Here is a 20,619-nt window from a genome sequence, read left to right as displayed (position 1 = left end):
GGACGTCGCGCGAGCAGCAAGGAGCGCCCCATGAGCCGCACGGAACAGGACTTCCTCGGACAGCGTGAGATCGCCGACGACATCTACTACGGCGTCCAGACCATCCGGGGTAAGGAAAACTTCCACATCACCGGCATTCCGATGAACCAGGAGCCTTACTTCGTGAAGGCGCTGGGTTACGTGAAGAAGGCCGCCGCGATGGCCAACCGCGATCTCGGCGCGATCGACACGAAGGTGGCCGATGCGATCATCCTCGGCTGCGACCGCGTCATCGCCGGCGACATGATGGACCAGTTCGTCACCGACTTCATCCAGGGCGGTGCCGGCACCTCGACCAACATGAACGCCAACGAGGTGATCGCCAACCTCGCGCTGGAATCGCTCGGCTTCAGCAAGGGCGATTACCAGCACGTCAGCCCGAACGACCACGTCAATTACGGCCAGTCCACCAACGATACCTATCCGACCGCGTTTCGGCTGGCGCTGATCCTGCGGCTCGAGAGCTACATGACGGCGCTACGCCAGCTTCAGGAGGCCTTCTTCGCCAAGGGCCGCGAGTTCGAACGCGTGCTGAAGATGGGGCGCACGCATCTTCAGGACGCCGTGCCGATGTCGCTCGGCGCCGAATTCCGCGGCTGGGGCACCACGATCGGCGAGGAGGTCGACCGCATCTCCGAGGCGCGCGCGCTGCTGCGCGAGATCAATCTCGGCGCCACCGCGATCGGTACCTCCGTCACCGCGGCGATCGGGTATCCCAAGCTCGCGGTCCGGCATCTCAGCGCGTTGACCGGCGTCGACTTCATTCTCGCCGGCGATCTCGTGGAGGCGACCTCGGACACCGGCGCCTATGTGCAGCTCTCGGGCGTGCTCAAGCGCACCGCAAGCAAGCTGACGAAGATCTGCAACGACATCCGCCTGCTCGCCTCCGGCCCGCGCGCCGGCTTCAACGAGATCAACCTGCCGCAATTGCAGCCGGGCTCCTCGATCATGCCGGGCAAGGTCAATCCCGTGATCCCCGAGGTCGTCAACCAGACGAGCTTCCTCGTCATCGGCCTCGACACCACGGTGACGCTCGCGGCTTCTGCCGGACAGCTCCAGCTCAACGTGATGGAGCCGGTGATCTCGTTTGCGCTGTTCTTCTCGATCCGCACCATGGAGCGCGCGGTCAACAGCCTGCGCGAGAACTGCGTCGTCGGCATCACCGCCAACGAGGAGCACACCCGCAACATGGTGCTGAACTCGCTCGGCATCGTCACCGTGCTGAAACCGCTGCTGGGCTACAAGCAATGCGCCGAGATCGCGCGCGAGGGCTACAAGAGCGGCAAGTCCCTGCACCAGATCGTGGTGATCGAACGCAAGCTGCTGACGCAGGAAAAATGGGACGAGATGTTCTCGTTCGAGCGGTTGATCAATCCGGATTTGCTTGGATAGTGGAACGTCCGCAGTTCTCTCCTCGTCATTGCGAGGAGCTCTTGCGACGAAGCAATCCAGCGTCTTTCTGCGGAGACAGTCTGGATTGCTTCGCTTCGCTCGCAATGACGGAGAAGATGGATAGGCCGTGCGCCGTTGGAATTCCGCGCGTTGGAATTGCGGTAACGGCGTCCGCCCCGGCGCCAAAACGCAATACTTGACAGTGGAAAGATTGCCTTGTTGGTATGGCCCCCAACCTTCAATGCGTCCGTCAACAAGGGATCGTTCCGCAATGTCCATGCCTGCTCTGTTCAAGGGACGCCTGTCGATCCCCGTGATCGGTTCGCCGCTCTTCATCATCTCGGTGCCCGACCTCGTGATCGCGCAGTGCAAGGCCGGCGTGGTCGGCTCGTTCCCGTCGCTGAACGCGCGGCCGCCGGAGTTGCTCGACGAATGGCTGGCGCGGATCACCGAGGAGCTCGCGGCCTACGACCGCGCGCATCCCGACAAGCCGTCGGCGCCGTTCGCGGTCAACCAGATCGTGCACAAGTCGAACAACCGGCTCGACCACGACATGCAGCTCTGCGCCAAATACAAAGTGCCCATGGTCATCTCCTCGCTCGGCGCACGCGAGGAGCTCAATCAGGCGGTGCACGGCTGGGGCGGCATCGTCTTCCACGACGTGATCAACCAGAAATTCGCGCACAAGGCGATCGAGAAGGGCGCCGACGGCCTGATCCTGGTTTCGGCTGGTGCAGGCGGCCATGCCGGCACGATCTCGCCACTCGCTTTCGTTGCCGAGACCCGCAAGTGGTTCGACGGCCCGATCGCGCTGTCGGGCGCCATCGGCAACGGCAAGGCGATCCGTGCCGCGCGCATCCTCGGTGCGGATTTCGCCTATATCGGCTCGGCCTTCATCGCGACGAAAGAAGCCAACGCGGTCGAGAAGTACAAGGAGATGATCGCGGGCTCGACGGCCGACGACATCGTCTATTCCAATCTCTTTACCGGCGTGCACGGCAATTATCTGAAGCCCTCGATCCTCGCCGCCGGCATGGATCCGGAAAATCTGCCGACGTCGGATCCGTCGAAGATGAACTTCGGCACCGACGCCTCCGGCGAACGCGCCAAGCCGAAGGCCTGGAAGGAGATCTGGGGCTCGGGCCAGGGCATTGGCAGCGTCGAGGGTATCGTGCCCGCGGCCGAGATGATCGCGCGTTTCAAGAAGGAATACGAGGAAGCGATCGACCCGCCGTTGTGATGGCGCTCGCAATGACCGCCATCTACCGCGTTGACGGTAACAGCGTCGTCACCAGCCCGAATGCGGCGGGGCCGTGGGACCGGCGCATGCAGCACGGTTCGGCGCCATCGGCGCTGGTGACGTGGGCGGCGGAGCGGATTCCGACGCCTGTGCCGATGCACATCGCGCGCGTCACCATCGATCTGATGCGTCCGGTGCCTGTCGCGCCGCTCACGATCGAGAGCAACGTGCTGCGGGAGGGCCGCAAGATTCAGCTCTGCGAGGTCAAGCTGCTCGCCGACGGCGTACAGGTTGTCGGCGCCACCGTACTCAAGATCAAGCAGCAGTCACAGCCGCTGCCCGACGACGTCAGGGAGTTGCCGGTCACGCTGCCATCGCCCGAGGATTCGCTGGTCGAGGACGGTCACGGCGCGACCAGTCCGTTCGCGGGCATGGTCTCGATGCGCGCCGCACGCGGCCGCTTCGGCCAGGCCGGTGCGGGCGCGATCTGGTTTCGCCTCGACCATCCGCTGGTCGAGGGCGAGGCGGTCTCGCAGGCGATGCGCGCCGTGGTCGCCGCCGATTTTTCCAACGGCACCGCCTCGACGCTCGACTTCCGCACCTGGACCTTCATCAACGCCGACCTCTCGGTGAGCCTGGCGCGGCAGCCGGTCGGCGACTGGATCTTGCTCGATGGCGAATCCTGGATCGGCCCGGACGGCGCCGGGCTTGCGATGTCGCGGCTGGCCGACCGCCAGGGCTATTTCGGCCGCGCGGTGCAGAGTTTGGTGATCGAGAAGCGCTGAGCGTTGCGGCACGCGCCGCGGTTGCTGCGTAGGCCGAATGAACGGCAGGCTTCCGCCGCCGCGGAAGGGATGCTTGGTCGTGCCCGACCAGGGCATCCTGCCTGTTCATGCTCCGTAGAAGATCTTGATCTCCCACAGCACCACGATGATAGCCGTGATCAACGTGACCGCAGCGACTGCACTTTCCAGGGAAGCGACTCGCATGTCCTACTCCGCTTCCCAGCCCCATCAGCGGTCTAATTGATTCCCTGATTCGCCGGCAATCGCGCAGGCACGGCAGGCCCGCACTCCGTCGCGCATTGTGGTGCCGAGGCCACACGACACCGTAAAATCCCGGGTGAGAACGCCGATCATTCCCGGCGTTTCGCGCGAGACGTGTAGTCCGAACCTGTCGCTGCAATCAGGGAGATTATCCCACCATCCGGTCTCGTCCGCTCCAGAAGCTCGCGCGCAGCACCTTCTTGTCGACCTTGCCGACGCCGGTCATCGGCAGCTGCTTGACGAACTGGATCTGTTTCGGCGCATGCGCGGAACCCTTTCGCGTCCGCACCAGATTGATCAGCTCGTCGGCATCCGGCTTTGCGCCCTCGCGCGGCACGACGATGGCCGTGACGGCCTCACCCCATTTCTCGTCGGGGATGCCGACGACGGCGACCATCGCGACGTCGGCATGTTGCGACAGCACGTCCTCGACCTCGCGCGGAAAAATGTTGAAGCCGCCGGTGACGATCATGTCCTTCTTGCGATCGAGGATGAACATGTAGCCGCGCTCGTCCTGGCGCGCGATGTCGCCGGTGTGGACCCAGCCGTTCTTCAACGTCTCCGCGGTGATGTCGGGCCGCTTCCAGTATTCCGCCATGACATGCGGCGCGCGTACGCAGATTTCGCCGGCGTCGCCCGTCTTCACTTCCTGGTCGTTGTCGTCGAGAATTTTGACCTCGCAGGCCGCAATCGGAAAGCCGCAGGACAAGAACAGCTCCGGCGTCCTGGGATCGTGATCCTTTTTGCGCAACACCGAGACGGGATAGCATTCGGTCTGGCCGTAGAGCTGCGAGAACACCGGGCCGATGCGCTCGATACCTTCCAGCAGCCGGCTCGGCGACATCGCCGACGCCCCGTAGAGCACGAGCTCGAGCGAGGAGAGATCGGTCGTGCTCAGCGCGGGATGATCGAGCAGCATGTAGATCATGGTCGGCACGAACAGCGTGAAGTTGATGCGCTCGCGCGCGATCGTCGCAAGCACGGCCTCGGGATCGAAACCCTTCAACATGTGCACGGTGCCGCCGCGCATCAGCGTCGGCAGCACTTTTGTGCCGGCGACATGGCTGATCGGGGCGACGGTGAGATAGCGCGCGGCGTCCGGGATCTCGAAATCGGCGAGGATCGCGCCGGCCGCGCCGGCGTTTTCGCGATGATAGCGCAACGCGCCCTTGGACTTCCCTGTCGTGCCGCCGGTGTAGTTCAGCGTCGAGAGATCGTCGAGACCGGCGAGGCACCGTGCGCTGGCATGTCCCGCGCCCTCAATCGCCTGCAAGAGGTCGATGCCGTAGTCGGCCGGCCCCATGGTGAAGACCGCCTTGAGCCGCGTTGCTTTTGCGGCGAGCTCGCCGCCGCGATCGCGGAAGGTAGCCACATCGACCACCAGTACTTCGGCTTCGGAATCCTCGAGCTGGAACAGCTGGTCCGTCTCCGATCCCAGCGGATGCAGCCAGGTGATGCAGTATCGCGACAATTGCGCGGCGACGCCGGCACACCAGGTATCGGCGCGGTTCGCGGTGAGGAAGGCGACGCGCGCGCCGGGCTGCAAGCCGAGCCGCACGAACACGCCCTGGATGCGTCCGATCAGATCGATGGTGCCCTGATAGCTCAGCGATCCGCCGGGCCAGGCGAAAGCGGTGCGGCCGGGATAGCGCGCCAGCGCCCGTAGCGTCTGCGCGCAAGTCGGCGACGATGCGTGGAGCGGATCGGCCATATGTTTCCTCGTTGCTTTGCCATCGGCTTGTGTCGTGCCAATGTTTGCGCGCAAGGCTAGCACAGGGAACGCGGGATGGAACGACAAAGCCCGCGCCGGGAGATTTGCGTGACATCCGATCGACTGCGAATTTTTCGCGATCGTCTCAGCCTGCCTTTGATCGCGGCGCCGATGTTTCTGGTGTCGGGCGTCGAGCTGATGGTCGCGGCTTGCCGCAACGGCGTGATCGGCAGCTTCCCCACCGTGAATTGCCGCAGCACGGAACAGCTCGACGAATGGCTCACCGAGATCGCAACGCGGTTGCGTCAGCACGAGAATCGAACCGGCCGCAACACCGCGCCGCTCTGTCCGAATTTGATCGTGCATCGTTCCAATGCACGACTGGAGCAGGATCTCGCCGTGCTGCTGCGGCACAAGCCTGAGATCGTCATCACCTCGGTCGGCTCGCCCGCGCCTGTGTTGAAGCCGCTGCACGACGCGGGCGCGCTCGTGTTGGCGGATGTCGCCTCGATCCGCCACGCCGAGCGCGCGGCAGCGGCAGGCGCCGATGGCCTGGTGCTGCTCACCGCAGGCGCAGGCGGACAGACCGGCTGGCTCAATCCGTTCGCCTTCGTCCGTGCGGTGCGCGCATTCTACGAGGGCATCATCGTGCTCGCCGGCGGTATCAGCGACGGTCATGCGCTGCATGCGGCCGAAGTGCTCGGCTGCGATCTCGGTTACATGGGCACCAAATTCATCGCGACGCGCGAGAGCATGGCTGACGAACGCTACAAGCAGATGCTGGTCGAGAGCAGCGCCGATGACATTCTGCTCACCACCGCGTTCACCGGATTGCAGACCAGCATGCTGAAGCGCTCGATCGTCGCCGCCGGGCTCGATCCTGATGACCTTCCGGCACGCGGCGCCATCGACATCGGCAAGGACATCGACGTCACCGCGCGCGAGAATCGTCCCAAACGCTGGCGCGACATCTGGAGCGGCGGCCATTCGACGTCGGGCGTCACGGACGTGATGGCGGTCGACGATCTCGTGGCCCGGACGGCCGCCGAGTATCGCGGCGCGACGCGGCGATAGCATTCCGCGCCGCCAGCACGGTTAATCCCGCATGGGTCCGCAAGCCTGCACTTAACGGCAGATTAACCATCGCCAGCCAAGAATCCCCTCACGGCCGCCAATCAGGACGAGAGGGACAGGCGATGGATTTCGATTTTCTCAACAGCAAGACAGCCGCAACGCTGGACGAGATCCGCGTCCGCGTCGCGCATGCGCTGGCCCGCCACCCGCTCTGCCGCACCGTCCGCTTCGACATCGTCAGCGTCCCCCGCACCCGCCGGGGCGGCAATTGGACGGTGACGCTGCAATCGGTCGAGCCGCGCGCCGTCTGGGAGGCCTCGGAGATCGTCGCCGACATCCAGGACGCTTACGATCTGGGCGCAGCCGTCTGATTTTATTAAGCTTTTTTGGGTCGTCGCCGCAGGCGTGGTGATTGTCGCCTCAAAGGCACACTCGAGCCTTAATTCGTGCCCTTTTCCCGGGCACCGTTGACAACATCGTGAAGCGGTCCTTCCGGAGAGACGTTTGTCCAGAGCCATCACCCTCATTGTGCTGACCTGTTTCCTCGTCCTCGGCGCCGCCACCACTGCCATTCTCGGCCGCGACAGCGTGCCCAGCGTCAGCGCCGAGATGATCACGCCGGCCCCGCCCAAGCCGCTCGCCGCCAACCGCGCCGCCAAGGCCGACCGGCTGGTTCCGACGCTGGCACTGGCCTCGGCCGCGATCGATCCGGTGCAGGTTCCTGCCGACAGGCTGTCCCAGGCCCCCGTGCTGACCGAGCCGCTGCGCCAGGCCTTTGCTGCGGCCACCCCGTCCGATTTCCCGATGCCGAAGGCGAATGTGAACGAGGCGCCCGCGCCTGCGGAAACCACCGCCGCCATCGAGGTTGCACCGAAGCCGAAGGCGGTCGCGAAGCCGCAGCCGCAAAAGACCTATTCGCTGCTCTCCGAGGTGCAGATCGCCGGCATCAGGGACCGCCTGAAGCTGTCGTCGTCGCAGGAATATTATTGGCCCTCGGTCGAGTCGGCACTGCGCAACGTCGTCCGCAAGATCTCGGCGAACAAGCTCTCCAATCCCAACGGCCCGAACGTGCAGATCGATCCGAACTGCGACGAGGTCCAGCAATTGAAGTCGGCCGCGATGCCGCTGCTGTTCCAGCTGCGTGACGACCAGAAGGAAGAAGTGCGCAAGCTCGCCCGCATCATCGGGCTCGAGAAGGTCGCGCAGCAGATCTGATGCTTGGGTTCCTCTGAGGAACCGCGCTCGCATCAGGGAACATCCGGCAATCCCAAGGCGTTGCCTGCTCCGAACAGGGAGTGGACCAATGCGCGCTTCGACAGCCTATTTCGTCGGTGCCGGATCGATCGTCGCCGCCATCGCCATTGGTCTCGGCGGCGGCATCGTCGCCGGCAACATCATGCATCCGATCGCGCCGAAGCAGGGGCCCGATACCAGCAAGATGGCGCAGCCGGCGGAAGCTGCCGCGCCGGCCACGACGAGCGCGCCGTCCGAGCGCGTGCAATATCTCTCCGGCTCGCAAAGTTTTGGCGCGATGATCGCAGCCCCCGCACAGGCCGAGAGCGAAGCCAAGCCTGAAACCAAGCCTGATACGCAGACCACCCAGGCAAGCGCTGACCCCGCGGCACCGCCACCTCCGCAGACAGCCGCCGCGGTCGAGCCGCCCAAGCCGGTGCCAGCGCCGGCACCGCAAGCGACAAAGCCCGTCGAGCAACAGGCTTCGATCGAACCGGCATCCTCACCTGACAACGCCTATGCCAAGGCCAGGGATTCTGACGTGAAGCGTGCCGCGGCCGAGCGGCGACGTACTGAGCGCCGTGAGCGATGGACCGAGCGGCGCCGCTATGACACGCGTGATGCACGCGGCGGCCGCGATCAGACCGACTGGGATGATGTCGCGCGCAACGTTCGCGCGGATTCCGATACCCGTCATGTTGTGGTCCGCCGTCCACGCGGTGGCTTCTCGTTGTTCGGTCCGGATGACGACTGACATCTGACGCATCCGCCGCGCACGCGATCGTGAGCGGCGGTTCGTTCTGTGGCAGCGCTTGCCGCTAATTTCAACTTCCGGATGATACCGGTCCAAGGCATGATTGACGCAGCCAGCCAGAGGCCGCGTCATGGGAGTAGCGCTGCTAGCTTGGGGACGCTTCTTCGGTCCACGGCGAGCGCGTGACCGTGCCGGCGCCGGTCGACGGGCGCGGCGCGCCCTGGCTGCTCGATTTCCTCGCCACCCATGTCCGCGCGCTGCGCAATGTCGGCGCCCTCCGGGTCAGCCTCGATCGCCACGGCGTGCCGGCAGATGGCTCGCTCAACGTCACGGTCACCGATGCGCACGGGCACAGCGTGGTCGAGGCCGTGTGCAGCGGCGACCATATCAGCGCGGAAGGAACCGCCGGTGCGACCGGCGAGCATCATGTTCGCGTCGCCGGCCGGCAGTTGCCGGAGCATGGCGCGGCGTTCTCGATCGACATTACGTACCTCGCCCCACAAATCATTTGAGAGGGTCTCATGTCATTGCAGCTGTTGTGGACGTCCGCCGACAGCCTCATTGCCGCCTTCGCGCTGTCCTTCGTAGTGCCGGGGCGGCATGCGCTGTCGCTGGTGCTGATATTCGGCCTCTGCGACGGGCTCGGCTCGGCGCTCGGCGTCAGCCTGCCGCTCGCGGGTGGGCTTGCCGCGATGCTGCTGATGGCGAGCGGTGCGGCGCTTCTCGTCGGACTGCCCATCGCGCGACGTCTGCTGACGGCACCGGGCTGGCTCTATGTCTTGCCGCCGCTGCTGGCGATCGACGATGTCGTGTCGCACCTGTCCGATGCGCCGGCTCTTGCTGCGCTGTCGAGCGCGATCATGGCCGGGCTCGGCTTTGCCTGCGGGACTGTCGTGCTGAGCTGGCGGCGCGCCGGCTTGCGCGATGCACGACCGTTGGCGGCCGCTTGCCTGATCGCGGCCGGAGGCCTGCTCGCCTTGGGAGCCTGACCATGGCCGGCTCCGTCACCACCCGCAGCTATGATCTCGCCAGAACCGGCGCGACCAATGCCGAGACGGTGCTGACGGCCACCGCCGTCCGGACCAGAGGCATCGCAAAACTCTTCAGCATTCACATTCCCGACGACCCCCGGCTCGAGGCGCAGCCGCTTGCGGTCGGTGGCGTGCACACACCTGATGGCAAGACCCGCGACCTGATCTTTCAGGCCACCATGGGCAACTGGGTCTACGCCTTCGATGCGGTGACCGGTGAAAAAATCTGGGCGACGAATCTTGGCCGTCCCATCGTCGGAACGCCGGCGATCGACGGTCACATGACCAACGTCGATTGGGGAATTCTCTCGACCCCCGTGATCGACGAGGGCACCGGCATTCTCTACGCATGCGCCTGGATCAGCGATGATGGCAGCGTTGCGAGGGCCCAGCATTTTCTCGCAGGCTTGCGGATCAGCGACGGCTCCAAGGTGCATGACAAGCTGTTGAATCTGGAGGGCGCGGTCTACACCCCGCCGGGTGGCCTGCCCGTGCAGAAATTCGTCTCGATCCAGCGCAAACAACGCAGCGCGCTGACGCTGACGCAGAACCACGTGCTGATCCCCTTCGGCACGGTCAGGGAGACTTCGGCGGCGGCGCGGGGCTGGCTGATCGCGGTCGACATCCACGCCTGGCATATTGCGGCTGCATGGTGCTCCACCGTGACCCGCTCCGGCGGCGGGCTGTGGCAGAGTGGGGCCGGTCCCGCCATTGCCCCCGACGGTTCGATCTACGTCATCACCGGCAACGGCGCGTTCTCGCCGCAGCAGGGCGATTTCGGCGAGAGCGTGGTGCGGCTTGCCCTGCACACCGGACCTCTCGCGCATTTCGAGGTATTGTCGTGGTGGACGCCCTGGACAGACGCCAACCGTGTCGGCGCCGCGGCTGCGGCGCTGCTCGACGATGACGATGACGATGCGCACGCGCTGCCGTCGAACGTTTCGCTGACCGCGGTGATCGGCCATGCCAAGCGGATGGGAATGGCGCTCACGCCGCTTCATGCGCGCGAGATGGCGCATGTCGCGGTAACGTCCGGGCCCGACGCCATGGATGCGCAGATCGCGCCGGTCGTGGCGCATCATTTGGCGGCGATGAAGGAATCGGCATGGAGCGACCAGGACTTTGGCTCAGGCGGACCGGTCTATGTCGCGTCGGCCCATGCCGTGCTCGCGGCGGGCAAGGACGGCATTCTCTACACCGGCAATGCCGTGGCGCTTGGTGACACGCAGCCGGGCGATCTTCAGGCCGGTCACTTCGCCGCCAACTATGCCAGGCTCAAGATGCCGCCGATCCTCTATACGTTCTTCGATCCTGCCGTGCCGCCAGCGCCGGCCGCGCCGACGGAGCTGAATCTGTATCCGGGCGGCGCGACGCGGCATCTGCACGGCACGCCGCTGCTGTTCTCGTCCACAACACATGGCGTGATGCACATCGTCGGCGGCGAGAACAGCGCGCTGCGGGCGTGGTCGATCGCTGCCGACGGCACCTCGACCTATCTCGCCGGATCCAATGAAATCGCCTCACCGCAATCGCCGCGTCCATCAGGCGGCATGCCCGGCTGGAGCATCACGCTCGCCGCCAACAACGGCACTGACGCCATCATCGTGGCGATGGTTCCCTACAAGGACAGCAACATGATGCTCAGCCCCGGCCGTTTCCTGGTCTATGACGCGCAGAATTTCGCGACCAACCCGGATGGCTCGAAGCGGCTTCAGGTGATCTGGGACAGCGAGAACTGGGGCCCCGAGCACGCCTTCACGCATCCCAAGTTCAACCGTCCGATCGTCTGGAAAGGCCGCATCTATCGCCCGACTTATGACGGACAGCTCGACGTTTATGGGCTGACGAATTAGCGGGAGAGGCTGGCTCCCATCCGCGGGTCCGAAATCGCAGGGTAGGCAGAGGCGCAAAGTGCCGTGCCCATCAACAGGAGTGGTGGGCACGCTGTCGCTTTGCCTACCCTGCGAACCTGCTGGTGTGGAAAGATCACGCCTCACCCGCCGTGTGATTCCACCACCTTGCGGCAGCTGTCCGAAAGCTTGGCCTTGTTCTCGCGCAGGCAGGCATTCATCTGCGGCGGCTTGCCGATGTGCTCGGCGCAGAATTTGCTGGCGTCGCCGCGGCAGGCCATCTGCTCCTGCGGCGTGGGACCTGATTGCGCGGTGGCGGGCAGGGCAGCGGCGGTGAGCAGCAGCGCGGCAAGGACTGAAATCTTCATAAAGCACCTCTTTGCAATTGTGACGGGTCCCGCTCGGGATCGGGCGCGCCGGACCATCTCGCGGAGATCCATACCCGGTCCATGCCATGTTCATGGCATCGGCTCGGCCGCTGGCGCGCCGCACCCCCATCTTCATGGCATGTCTTGGCGCATCGTCTTTTGCCATTGAGGCTGCACGTCGGCTGCGAGACCCGGTGATTGCATCGGGCGCCGAACGGGAAGCAGGAGAGCAAAATGTCGAAAACAACGGGAGCGCTGAGCGCCGGGCTGACGATGATGATGCTGGCGGGGGCGGCGATGGTGTCGCTGGGCACGAGCCCGGCGCAGGCAGTGGTCTATTGCAAGACGGTCGGCGTGCCCCAGGGCTGCGTGGTGCGGCCGGTCGGAGCGGTGGTGGTCGCACCGGGCGCGCCGGTTGCCGCAGCGGCGGTGGCAACGCCTGGCGTCGGTGCGCCCGGCGTCGGCGTTCGCGCCGGTACGCCGATGAATCGCGGCGGCCCGGTCAATCGCGTCGGCGTGCGCTGACGATCTTGTTGGATTGAGTTGATTGCATTCTTTCGGGCCAGGGGAGCTGCGCAAGCGAGCCTGCGAACGAACCCCCCGTCGTTCGCAGGCCAACATCCCGGCCCGACCCCTCTCCCCGCACGTCCCATGCGTTCGGGGAGAGGCATTTCAGCCCCCGGCCGCGTCGCTGTCGGGAAAGACCTGCGGCAATTGCAGCCGCACGCGCGTGCCGGAGATATCCGAGCTCAGATCGAGCACTGCGCCGCAGCGCGTGGCGCGGTTTCGCATGTTGCGCAGGCCGCGCGTGGTCTGGCTGGTGCCTGCGGCTTCGCCATCATCACCAAGCGCAAAGCCGCGACCGTCGTCAGCGACGCTGATCACGCCGTACGGACCCTGCCCGTCATCGCGCGTCTCGATGGCAACAGCGATGTGGCGCGCGGCCGCGTGCTTGACCGCATTGGTCACGGCCTCGTCCAGGACGCGCACGATCTGGATGACGTGCCAGGGCCTGAGCTCGGGGTGCAGCGGCAGGCCCTGTGGCGTTGCCACGCGCCAGTCGAGCGCGATGTCATGCGGCCGCAACTGCATCGCGGCGCGCTCGCGCCAGGAGCCGAGCGCGAGCATGAGGTCGCCGCCGATGTCGTCCATGGAATCGATGACGAGACGCAAATCCTTCAGTGCGGCGCGCGCCGCATCGGTGATGGTCGCGCCCTCCTGGCCGCGCTCGGAGAGCGCGACGATACTGATCAGCTGGCCGCCGAGGCCGTCATGCAAATCGCGCATCAGCCGCGTGCGCTCGTTGGCCAGCGCTGCGGCCCGCGCGCGGGCCTCCTCGCGGGCAAAACTCGCCTTCAGCCGCTCCTCGGCCTCGCGCACGCGCGAGACGAGCTGGCCGGCAAAGCTGTCGACCTGGTTGAGCGCGCGGGCGAAGCGCCAGGTCAGCCCGGCGCCGATCGCGACCAGCATCGCCGAATAGGACAGGCGGGAGACGAAGGTGCGCTCGTTGGTCACGATCTCGAACACCGACAGCATGTCGTGGACCCAGCAGGTCAGCACGATCGTCACGGCGCAGCCGATCGTGAAGCTCGCCGCATCCTGCCGCCGCACCACTGCAGCGGCGGTGACGCAGGCCATCAGGACCAGGCTGAGCCCGACCGTGGGAATGCCGAGCATGAGGAACAGGATGCGCGGCAGCGGCGGCCCGGCGATCAGGCCGACCACGAACACGATCAGCCCCGGCACGAACAGCAGCATGCCGTAGCGCGGCCAACGCCAGCCGAAGAACAGCATGCCGAAGACGACAATCAGCGCACTCTCGATCGGCGCCGACGCCAGCAGCACTCCGGCGAGCCGCGACGCGGTGGTCGGCGGCACCGGCGGCGGCATGAAGGCCTGGACCACGCCCAGCACCATCGCGGCCGCGAGCACGCCATAAACCGGCTCGTGCCGCCGCATCAGCCACATGATCGCGAGGATGACGGCGAGGATCGACTGCCAGGCGGAGAACGCCACCGGCAATGTAACGAACAGCAGCGTGCGCGTCTCGAACGCCGGCCGCAAGGCGACGTCCGGCCCGACATAGACGGTGTCGAGAAAGCCCTTCAGCGGCCCCCATACGAACAACCGCACCGTGATCTCGTTGCGGCCGTCGTGCAGCAGCGAGGAGGGGATGGCAGCGATCTGCGGTGTGTTGCGGTCCGACCGGTTGGCGTTGGCATCGCGACGGGAGTCGAGCACGACCACGCCGTTGACGGCGACCTCCACGGCGTTGCTGAACCGCGGCAGAAATACGGACCATCCGGCATTGCCGTTCTCGAAGGTGAAGGCGCCGGTGTATAGCGGAGGATCTGCGAGCGAATAGCGCGACGACGTGAAATGCGGCAGCGTCACCGGGCGTGTTGCGCCGTCTTCCCTGAGCGAAAATCCGCTCAGCGCGAAATCTTCGGGATCGTTGGGCTGGAGCAACCGTAGCCCGAGGATGGTCGCGATCACGATCAACGCCTGAAGCAGCAGGTACGGCACGAGGCGTGACACGATCAGCCGGCGCCGGGTGCGCGTGGGTGCCTTCGCGGCGATCTCGCTCACAGCTTGATCAGGCCCTGCTGCACCGCCTCGAACACGGCTTCGCTCCGGGTGTGCACCTCGAGCTTGCGATAGATGTTCTTGATGTGGCCGGGCACGGTCTGCCTGGACAGGCCGAGATGGCTCGCGATCTCGGCGTAGCTGAAGCCCTTGGCGATGCCCCAGAGAATGTCGATCTCGCGCGGCGTCAGCTTTGCGGTGTTGAGCACCGGCCCCGGCGGCGGCTCGGCGGAGCTTTGCGTTCGCCGCACGATGAAGCGCGCTATCGAGGCCGAGATCGGCGAATGCCCAGCGACGAGATCGCGCACGGTGGTGGCGATGTCGGTCGGGAAGGCGTCCTTCAGCAGATAGCCGGTGGCGCCGACGGTGATCGCGGAGATCACGCTTTCCTCGTCGCCCAGCGCCGAGATCACCATGATCTCGGTGTCCGGAAAGCGCCGCCTCGTCTCGCGTATCAGCTCGACGCCATGGCCGTCGGGCAGCCGCAAATCGGTCAGCAGCACGCGCGGCGCGCCACTGGTGAGCGCACTGCGGGCCTCACCGAGCGAGCCGGCGGTGCGCACCTCGTAAGCAGCCTTCACCAGCGCGTCCTGAAGACGCCAGCAGGTAGGTGCGTCGTCTTCGACGAGGAGGATGGTGATGGTTTCGCCGGTCTCGCCCTGGTCCGTCATGATCGTGGTCCCGGCCGCGTGTCCCCCGCGGCGCGCGCGGCAAGCTTAGCCGCGGCGCTGCGGGCGCGACACCCATAATCATGGGGGCGGGGGCGCTGGCAACCGCTGAAGGCGGATCGTCGCCGTTCCGCTGTTGTTTTTGTAGAACTGGACGCGCCGGCCCTGGACCGGCAGGAGCCAGCGCGGCGCGTGTCGCGTGGAGATGAACCGGGGGAAGAGCTGGACGGCGTCGTTGACGTAGAAGAACAGCTCGCCGGCCTCGGGCGCCTCGAATTCCGCGACGAACAGCTCGGACAGTCCCTGCTTGCGCCACAGCGCGCGCGCTGCCGGAAGCGCCGCGGCCGGGATTTGCTCGAAATCCCCGAACGGCTTCCAGACGCGATTCAATTCGCTGCCCGGTGTCTTGAACTCGGCGGAGTCCTCGACATGGATCGGGTAGTTGTCCTTGCTCTCGTCTTCATAGGCCGGCACCGTCGAATTGACCCGCCGCGGCAGCTCGTTCGCCGGCCGTCCGTTGATCGCCTGCAGCGGCAGATCGTACGATCCGCGCGCTCCCACCCGCACGACCGGCTGGAACCAGTCGGCGCCCTGCAGCCGCAGGATCGGGACGGCGAGGCGGTGGGTCGGATCCGGCGGCGTCTTGAATCCGTTGAGGCCGGTCATGATGGTGCGGTCGAACCACGGGTCGGCCATCTCAATCCAGACACGGTATTTGCGGCCCTTCTCGACCGCGAGGCGGCTTGGCCAGCAGAAATCGCTGACGTCGAACAATTCGCCGTCGCGGGCCGCGACCGGCGTGTCGCCGACGGCAAGCGTCGATGCGCTGCTCTTGCAGAAGTCGCCGACGCCCGCGCGCCAGTCGAGATAGCCGCGCGACAGCAACAGCACTGCCGAGCCGAAAATGGCGATGAGGAAAACCGCCGGCATCACGACGTTGGTGAAGGCCATGCGCACCGGCCAGGCGTGCAGCCGCATCCAGCGTCCGATCGCGAGCAACCAGCCGGACTTGCTGACGCGCTTTCGCGATGCCATCCGGTCGGGCCGGTACCAGGCCAGTCGGGCGCGTTCCTGGATGCTATCGCGAAGCGCAGCATTCCTGTTCCACGCGATCAATATGATGATGACGAGGACCGTGGTGACGAACGGATAATACAGCGCGATCGCAAGCCATGGTGCCGCGTAGGACGGCAGCACGCTCGCGAGCAGATCGGCGAACGGCTTGACGACCGTGCTCGCGCCGTTGTCGATCGCCGTGATCCATTTGAGCAGGGTGGTATGCTCAAGCCCATGCTCCTTGGTCGAGCCCACGACGGAGCGCGCGATCCAGGGCCATGCGACCAGGATACCGAGCGCGATCAGCAGCGAGAAATAGGCGAAGCGGCGCCACCACACGGTGTCGAGAACCTGCCGCGCCATCTCGGGATTCGGCGGGCTCATCGCCATGAAGGCGTCGGCTTCCGCCGCCCTGTGGCCGTCACCTTCCCGCTTCGCGTAGGCGGACCGCATGGCCTTGCGCGTTTCGTCCCGCGTCAGCGGCAGCACCTGTCCATCCGGCAGCAGCACCCTCGCGTTGGCCGGAAGCATCAGCGGCGCGTAATTGTCGCATCCGTGCAGCATGCGCTCGACCACGCCGAAGTGCACCACCGGCGGTCCGCCATCTTCCACGCGGTCGTGGATCGGCCGCGGACCGTAGCGGTACAGCACGCCGGCGCCGCTGCGCGAATCGTGCATCGGCCCGATCGCCGATTGGTACTCGCGGAAATGCGCGATCGTGCCGTCCTGGAAGCGGAGCTGGTTGCCGAGCTGCTCGGCCATCCACACCAACGGCACAAAGGACAACGTGGATTCCGGATAGCCGCCGCCGATGTCGGAATGGACGCCTGCGAACCACACCTCCTTGACGATCTGCCCCTCGGCAAGCCCGGCCTGGTCGATGCGCAGCGGATGGAAGGTGGTGCGTTCGTCGTCGAGCGCGAGCGCATGGCAGGCGTGCTTCACCTTGTCGGAGAGGCGGTAGTTTCGGAACGAGATCGGCCAGATCGCCCAGTCGATGGCGACGCGGAGCTCCTCGATCGGCACGCCGAACGCCTCGACCGTGTCGAACAGTCCGAGGAATTCGATCTTGACGTCCTTGCGGCCGTCCATGGCGTCGCGGACGCTGGCATAGGAGCGATGCCGGAAAACGAGATCATAGAGATAGATCAGCACGTCGCGGATCCAGCGCGCGACCCAGATCGTCGGCAGGCTGCGATAGCCGACTGATTGCTTGCGATACGCGCGCCACGCCGCCATCGTGTTGCGCTGCATCTCCGCATGCGACACGGCGACCTTGTCGATCACCGCCGGCACCAGCCCCTGGCTTGCGATCAGGGCTGCCAGCGTGCGCGCGGTGAATGCGCCGCGGCTGAAGCCGAAGATGTAGATCTCGTCGCCTTCGCGCCAGTTCCAGCACAGGAAGCGATAGAGTTTGCGGACGTTGGCGGGCACGCCGATGCCGGTGGCGCCGTCGAGGGCTGCGAGCGGCGCCCAGCCGGCGGTGCCGACGCCCTTGATGTAGTAGGCAATCTGGTCGGGTTTGGTATGGTCCAGCGCCTCGTAGAGACGCCAGACGCTGGACTCCTGGGTGCTGAAGGCGTTGCCGGTGCCATCGGCGAACAGCACCAGCTTGCGCGACGGACGTACGTCGGCCGTGGCCTCGCCGGCACCCGGATTGTTGTGCGCGTGGTCCGGCCCCGTCCCATCCCGGTGCGTCATGGACTCCTCCGAAAATTCATTTTGGGATGCTTAGGCTCCGCTCGGGCGGCATCCTTCAAATTCAATCAGTGATTTCATCGTGAATTGATGGATGTATTTCGCCCATAATCGCGCTGAGGTAGCAAGCAGGATTGCGCCGTCCTGCTACGGCTGTCTATGAACTCCGCCACACTCGGCAAAAGAAATGCCCGGGCAAGCCCGGGCATGACTCCTCGTTTGCGAAGCGACCGCTATTGCGAAGCGGCCGCATGGCCGGCTCTTATCTGCTGTTGCCGCGGCAGGCTCCGCCGGGTCCGATATGGTAGCCGCGCGGGCAGGCATGCGCGGCGGGGTTGGCGAAGTTGCGCAGGCAACCGCCATAGGGGCCACGGTGCCAGCCGGCGCCGCAGCCGCCGGCGACCGCGATGACATCGCCATTACCTTGTGCGCCAAACGGCGCCAGCGGCAGGGCCTGGGCCGAACTGACGATCGCGCCGAGCGCGAGCGCCGCGGCAAACACGCTTCGTATCATGCGTCTTGCTCCTGACGTTCGGGGGTCAGTGGGTGGCTGCGAAAGCGATGCCGGCGCGCACTTCGGTGATCGCCTGGTCGATCAGCCCCAGTGCCCGTTCGCGATGGCCGCCCTTGTTGGGCTCGGCCTTGACGAGCTCGGCGCGGGCCGATTGCAGGATCGCCACCGCCTCGTCCATGTGCGGTTGCGCGCCGAGCGCGTAGCCGATGCAGAGGCTGGTTGCGATGGCGCCGCCGAGCACGAGGCTGCGGGGTAGAGAGGTTCGCATGTCGTTGTCTCCTCCAGCGGGCGTCAGGCTGGGGCCGCCCGGTTGCCCGGACGCGATTCGCGTGTGGCGGGATGTCGCATCCAGAGCCTGAATAGGATGGGGGTGTGCGGGCCGTCTTGGACTGTCCGGCGCCCGAGGGCCTTGCCGCTTGGACTGACCGGCGCAGCTTGCTTCAGGTGGTCGTACTGGTAGCCTGTGACCGCTGGCCTTCAGCGCGGGTTCATCCCCGGCTTGCAAGGCTCGATTGTTGTCTGCGCGATTTTTTCCGAAAAAGCCTTTCCCGGAAGTCCTTGTCGATGTCCGTCATCAGGAAGTCGCTCTCGACCGAGATGCTGCCGCAGGATCTGTCCGACCGGCAGCGCTTCATCCGCTTCGCCGAGCTGTTCGAGCATTTTTCCAACACCGGCGAGCTCGACCCGGCCTCCGACGTGCCGTTTCGCGCCACGATGAACTCGATCCATATCGGCACCACCATGCTCGGCCGCTGCGACGGCAGCTTCGTCACGGTGCGGCGGGAAAAGCGCCAGGTCATCGAGACTGGCGATGACCGTTTTTGTCTCGTGCGCAACACCGGCGATCGTTCTTCGCAGGTGGTTCATCGCGGCCGCGAATTCACCATGCGGCCTGGCTCGATGGTGCTGCTCAAGCTCGACGAGCCGTTCTTCGCTGCCGATGGCGCCAGCCAGAAGCGCTTCACCAATGTGCATCTGCCGGTCGAGTCACTGCGCGCGATGGTCGCCGACCTCGACGACCTCGTCGGCTGCGAGCTCGAGCCCGGCGGCGCGCTGTCGCTGGCGATGGATTACAGCGACCTGCTGCTTCGTCATCCCGTGGCCGCCGACGAGGCCGGCATGGCGATCGCATCCCATTTGCTTGATCTCGCCGCGATCGGCTTGGGGGCCCGCAGCGACGTTGCGGCCGCGGCACGGCGCGGTGGCCTGCGCGCGGTGCGGCTGAAAGCCGTGCTGTCGATCCTCGAGACGCGCTTCCACGAGCCGGATTTTTCCGCGCAAAGGCTCGCCACTGCTGCCGGTCTCTCCGAGCGCTATGTCAACGAGCTGCTGTTCGAGGCCGGCGCGAGCTTCACCACCCGCCTGACCGAACTTCGCCTGCGCAAGGCCGCCGACCTGCTCGCCCATCGCGAAGGCCGCATCAGCGACATCGCCTTCGCCTGCGGCTTCAACGATCTCTCTTATTTCAACCGCTGCTTTCGCCGCAGGTTCGGCCTGACGCCGACCGCGGCGCGGGGCAAGTGAGGGCGAGCCTAAACCGTCTCCACCTTTGGCGGCGGATATCGCCGCGCCAGCATCGACAGCGGCAGGCGCCGCTCGTCCGCCGGCAACTCCAGCCAGGCCAGTACCAGCGGCCGCTTCCAGTCACCGACGCCGAAGTCCATGTCGACCCATTTCTGCGGCTCGGGCCCGTCGAGGCCGCGGACCCAGACGAAATAGCGGGGCAGGTCGTCGCCGTCGGTCTCCGTCGTGGGTCCCCTGGCCATCACTTGCTCGCTGCCTCGACACGCGTTGCCGCAGGATATAGGTAGCGGCGCGGCAAAGTCGAACGTGGGCCCCGCAGATATTGCGAAACCACGGAGCGACCGGGCGCTTGGGTCCAGAGCACATGAATGAAACTGTGATCGATGCTTGGGATGATGCGTCGCAGGTGATGACGCGGCTCGTTGGCGCCTGGTCGTTCGACCGGGTCATCGAAGGTCAAGGGAGCATGACGGGCCTTGCGACCTTCACGCCATTGGATGCGGAGCGCCTGGCCTATCGCGAGCACGGACGGCTGACACTCCAGAACGGCACCGAGCTCGAGGCGGAGCGAGAATACGTCTTCCGCAGGCATGACCGGGGATTCGAGGTCTTCTTCAAGGAGACCCCGCCACGGCTATTCCACGTGATCGAACTCACTGCATCCGATGGCGGCGTCCTGAGCGGAAGCGCCGGCCATCTGTGCAATCTCGATCATTATCAGTCGACCTTCACCTTCCGCTCCGATGGTGGCTTTGTCGTTCGCCACGTCGTGTCGGGTCCGCGCAAGGACTATACGATGGTCACGACCTACACGCGAACGCCGTGAGGCGTGCGG

Annotated in this window: 21 protein-coding genes; 13 read left to right on the top strand and 8 right to left on the bottom strand. The window is 65.7% G+C overall.

Features of this window, described 5'->3' with window-relative positions:
* The first annotated feature begins 30 nt into the window (after positions 1–30).
* The 3 genes from K3F49_RS23180 to K3F49_RS23170 all read left to right on the top strand — a co-directional run bounded on the left by K3F49_RS23180 (position 31) and on the right by K3F49_RS23170 (position 3,456).
* Entirely contained in the window at positions 31–1,431 is a 1,401-nt protein-coding gene (locus K3F49_RS23180; RefSeq protein ID WP_234683264.1) for an aspartate ammonia-lyase, read from the top strand.
* 271 nt (positions 1,432–1,702) lie between these two features.
* Positions 1,703–2,671, top strand: coding sequence for an NAD(P)H-dependent flavin oxidoreductase (locus K3F49_RS23175; protein ID WP_234683263.1), 969 nt, complete (start codon positions 1,703–1,705; stop codon positions 2,669–2,671).
* An 11-nt stretch (positions 2,672–2,682) separates the two neighbouring features.
* Positions 2,683–3,456 (top strand): thioesterase family protein, encoded by a 774-nt coding sequence (locus tag K3F49_RS23170; RefSeq protein ID WP_234683262.1) that lies wholly within the window; start codon positions 2,683–2,685, stop codon positions 3,454–3,456.
* A gap of 409 nt (positions 3,457–3,865) precedes the next feature.
* On the opposite strand, the gene K3F49_RS23165 is transcribed toward K3F49_RS23170, so the two are convergent.
* Positions 3,866–5,428: an AMP-binding protein gene (locus K3F49_RS23165; RefSeq protein WP_234683261.1), complete on the bottom strand. Its 1,563-nt coding sequence runs from the start codon at positions 5,426–5,428 to the stop codon at positions 3,866–3,868.
* A gap of 108 nt (positions 5,429–5,536) precedes the next feature.
* Between K3F49_RS23165 and K3F49_RS23160 the strand changes: the two genes are divergently transcribed.
* The 7 genes from K3F49_RS23160 (at position 5,537) to K3F49_RS23130 (ending at position 11,373) form a co-directional block, all read left to right on the top strand.
* Positions 5,537–6,502, top strand: a complete 966-nt coding sequence (locus K3F49_RS23160) for an NAD(P)H-dependent flavin oxidoreductase (protein ID WP_234683260.1) — start codon at positions 5,537–5,539, stop codon at positions 6,500–6,502.
* A gap of 122 nt (positions 6,503–6,624) precedes the next feature.
* Positions 6,625–6,873, top strand: a complete 249-nt coding sequence (locus K3F49_RS23155) for a hypothetical protein (protein WP_234683259.1) — start codon at positions 6,625–6,627, stop codon at positions 6,871–6,873.
* Between the two features lie 133 nt (positions 6,874–7,006).
* Positions 7,007–7,717, top strand: a complete 711-nt coding sequence (locus K3F49_RS23150; protein WP_234683258.1) for a hypothetical protein — start codon at positions 7,007–7,009, stop codon at positions 7,715–7,717.
* A gap of 88 nt (positions 7,718–7,805) precedes the next feature.
* The gene (locus K3F49_RS23145) at positions 7,806–8,489 is read left to right on the top strand and encodes a hypothetical protein (RefSeq protein ID WP_234683257.1); all 684 of its coding nucleotides are present in this window, start codon (positions 7,806–7,808) and stop codon (positions 8,487–8,489) included.
* 182 nt (positions 8,490–8,671) lie between these two features.
* A complete protein-coding gene (locus K3F49_RS23140; protein WP_234683256.1) occupies positions 8,672–9,001 on the top strand; it encodes a hypothetical protein in 330 nt (109 codons plus the stop codon).
* A gap of 9 nt (positions 9,002–9,010) precedes the next feature.
* On the top strand, positions 9,011–9,478 hold the full coding sequence (locus K3F49_RS23135; RefSeq protein ID WP_234683255.1) for a hypothetical protein: 468 nt from the start codon (positions 9,011–9,013) through the stop codon (positions 9,476–9,478).
* A 2-nt stretch (positions 9,479–9,480) separates the two neighbouring features.
* Positions 9,481–11,373 (top strand): PQQ-like beta-propeller repeat protein, encoded by a 1,893-nt coding sequence (locus K3F49_RS23130; protein ID WP_234683254.1) that lies wholly within the window; start codon positions 9,481–9,483, stop codon positions 11,371–11,373.
* Positions 11,374–11,513: 140 nt separating this feature from the next.
* Here K3F49_RS23130 and K3F49_RS23125 read toward each other — a convergent pair whose 3' ends face one another.
* Complete coding sequence (locus tag K3F49_RS23125; protein WP_234683253.1) at positions 11,514–11,738, bottom strand: cysteine rich repeat-containing protein; 225 nt, start codon at positions 11,736–11,738, stop codon at positions 11,514–11,516.
* Between the two features lie 234 nt (positions 11,739–11,972).
* On the opposite strand from K3F49_RS23125, the gene K3F49_RS23120 reads away from it, so the two are divergent.
* The gene (locus tag K3F49_RS23120) at positions 11,973–12,263 is read left to right on the top strand and encodes a hypothetical protein (protein WP_234683252.1); all 291 of its coding nucleotides are present in this window, start codon (positions 11,973–11,975) and stop codon (positions 12,261–12,263) included.
* Between the two features lie 147 nt (positions 12,264–12,410).
* On the opposite strand, the gene K3F49_RS23115 is transcribed toward K3F49_RS23120, so the two are convergent.
* From K3F49_RS23115 to K3F49_RS23095, 5 genes are all read right to left on the bottom strand, one after another.
* Positions 12,411–14,327 (bottom strand): sensor histidine kinase, encoded by a 1,917-nt coding sequence (locus K3F49_RS23115; RefSeq protein WP_234683251.1) that lies wholly within the window; start codon positions 14,325–14,327, stop codon positions 12,411–12,413.
* On the bottom strand, positions 14,324–14,995 hold the full coding sequence (locus K3F49_RS23110) for a response regulator (protein ID WP_234683250.1): 672 nt from the start codon (positions 14,993–14,995) through the stop codon (positions 14,324–14,326). The genes K3F49_RS23115 and K3F49_RS23110 overlap by 4 nt, the downstream gene beginning before the upstream one ends.
* Before the next feature lie 78 nt (positions 14,996–15,073).
* Positions 15,074–17,749: a DUF2235 domain-containing protein gene (locus K3F49_RS23105; RefSeq protein ID WP_234683249.1), complete on the bottom strand. Its 2,676-nt coding sequence runs from the start codon at positions 17,747–17,749 to the stop codon at positions 15,074–15,076.
* Positions 17,750–18,008: 259 nt separating this feature from the next.
* Positions 18,009–18,260, bottom strand: a complete 252-nt coding sequence (locus K3F49_RS23100; RefSeq protein WP_234683248.1) for a GCG_CRPN prefix-to-repeats domain-containing protein — start codon at positions 18,258–18,260, stop codon at positions 18,009–18,011.
* Between the two features lie 25 nt (positions 18,261–18,285).
* Positions 18,286–18,528: a hypothetical protein gene (locus tag K3F49_RS23095; RefSeq protein WP_148755338.1), complete on the bottom strand. Its 243-nt coding sequence runs from the start codon at positions 18,526–18,528 to the stop codon at positions 18,286–18,288.
* A gap of 296 nt (positions 18,529–18,824) precedes the next feature.
* On the opposite strand from K3F49_RS23095, the gene K3F49_RS23090 reads away from it, so the two are divergent.
* A complete protein-coding gene (locus K3F49_RS23090) occupies positions 18,825–19,784 on the top strand; it encodes an AraC family transcriptional regulator (RefSeq protein ID WP_234683247.1) in 960 nt (319 codons plus the stop codon).
* Positions 19,785–19,792: 8 nt separating this feature from the next.
* On the opposite strand, the gene K3F49_RS23085 is transcribed toward K3F49_RS23090, so the two are convergent.
* On the bottom strand, positions 19,793–20,026 hold the full coding sequence (locus K3F49_RS23085; protein ID WP_234683246.1) for a hypothetical protein: 234 nt from the start codon (positions 20,024–20,026) through the stop codon (positions 19,793–19,795).
* Between the two features lie 122 nt (positions 20,027–20,148).
* Here K3F49_RS23085 and K3F49_RS23080 point away from each other — a divergent pair, with 122 nt between their 5' ends.
* Positions 20,149–20,610 carry a DUF6314 family protein gene (locus K3F49_RS23080; RefSeq protein WP_234683245.1) on the top strand — a complete coding sequence of 154 codons (462 nt, stop codon included), beginning with the start codon at positions 20,149–20,151 and terminating at the stop codon, positions 20,608–20,610.
* The last annotated feature ends 9 nt before the right edge of the window (positions 20,611–20,619 follow it).

It is taken from the genome of Bradyrhizobium monzae (assembly GCF_021458635.1).
GTDB lineage: Bacteria > Pseudomonadota > Alphaproteobacteria > Rhizobiales > Xanthobacteraceae > Bradyrhizobium.
The sequence above is the reverse complement of the archived record's forward strand: the minus strand, read 5'-3'. Positions and strand labels throughout refer to the sequence as shown.

Excerpts from the sequence above, each read along its gene's own strand:
- K3F49_RS23145 (WP_234683257.1), top strand. The coding sequence starts at position 7,806 with ATGCGCGCTTCGACAGCCTATTTCGTCGGTGCCGGATCGATCGTCGCC.
- K3F49_RS23165 (WP_234683261.1), bottom strand. The coding sequence starts at position 5,428 with ATGGCCGATCCGCTCCACGCATCGTCGCCGACTTGCGCGCAGACGCTA.
- K3F49_RS23170 (WP_234683262.1), top strand. The coding sequence starts at position 2,683 with ATGACCGCCATCTACCGCGTTGACGGTAACAGCGTCGTCACCAGCCCG.
- K3F49_RS23125 (WP_234683253.1), bottom strand. The coding sequence starts at position 11,738 with ATGAAGATTTCAGTCCTTGCCGCGCTGCTGCTCACCGCCGCTGCCCTG.
- K3F49_RS23135 (WP_234683255.1), top strand. The coding sequence starts at position 9,011 with ATGTCATTGCAGCTGTTGTGGACGTCCGCCGACAGCCTCATTGCCGCC.
- K3F49_RS23095 (WP_148755338.1), bottom strand. The coding sequence starts at position 18,528 with ATGCGAACCTCTCTACCCCGCAGCCTCGTGCTCGGCGGCGCCATCGCA.
- K3F49_RS23090 (WP_234683247.1), top strand. The coding sequence starts at position 18,825 with ATGTCCGTCATCAGGAAGTCGCTCTCGACCGAGATGCTGCCGCAGGAT.
- K3F49_RS23105 (WP_234683249.1), bottom strand. The coding sequence starts at position 17,749 with ATGACGCACCGGGATGGGACGGGGCCGGACCACGCGCACAACAATCCG.
- K3F49_RS23080 (WP_234683245.1), top strand. The coding sequence starts at position 20,149 with ATGAATGAAACTGTGATCGATGCTTGGGATGATGCGTCGCAGGTGATG.
- K3F49_RS23130 (WP_234683254.1), top strand. The coding sequence starts at position 9,481 with ATGGCCGGCTCCGTCACCACCCGCAGCTATGATCTCGCCAGAACCGGC.
- K3F49_RS23155 (WP_234683259.1), top strand. The coding sequence starts at position 6,625 with ATGGATTTCGATTTTCTCAACAGCAAGACAGCCGCAACGCTGGACGAG.
- K3F49_RS23100 (WP_234683248.1), bottom strand. The coding sequence starts at position 18,260 with ATGATACGAAGCGTGTTTGCCGCGGCGCTCGCGCTCGGCGCGATCGTC.
- K3F49_RS23180 (WP_234683264.1), top strand. The coding sequence starts at position 31 with ATGAGCCGCACGGAACAGGACTTCCTCGGACAGCGTGAGATCGCCGAC.
- K3F49_RS23110 (WP_234683250.1), bottom strand. The coding sequence starts at position 14,995 with ATGACGGACCAGGGCGAGACCGGCGAAACCATCACCATCCTCCTCGTC.
- K3F49_RS23085 (WP_234683246.1), bottom strand. The coding sequence starts at position 20,026 with ATGGCCAGGGGACCCACGACGGAGACCGACGGCGACGACCTGCCCCGC.
- K3F49_RS23175 (WP_234683263.1), top strand. The coding sequence starts at position 1,703 with ATGTCCATGCCTGCTCTGTTCAAGGGACGCCTGTCGATCCCCGTGATC.
- K3F49_RS23120 (WP_234683252.1), top strand. The coding sequence starts at position 11,973 with ATGTCGAAAACAACGGGAGCGCTGAGCGCCGGGCTGACGATGATGATG.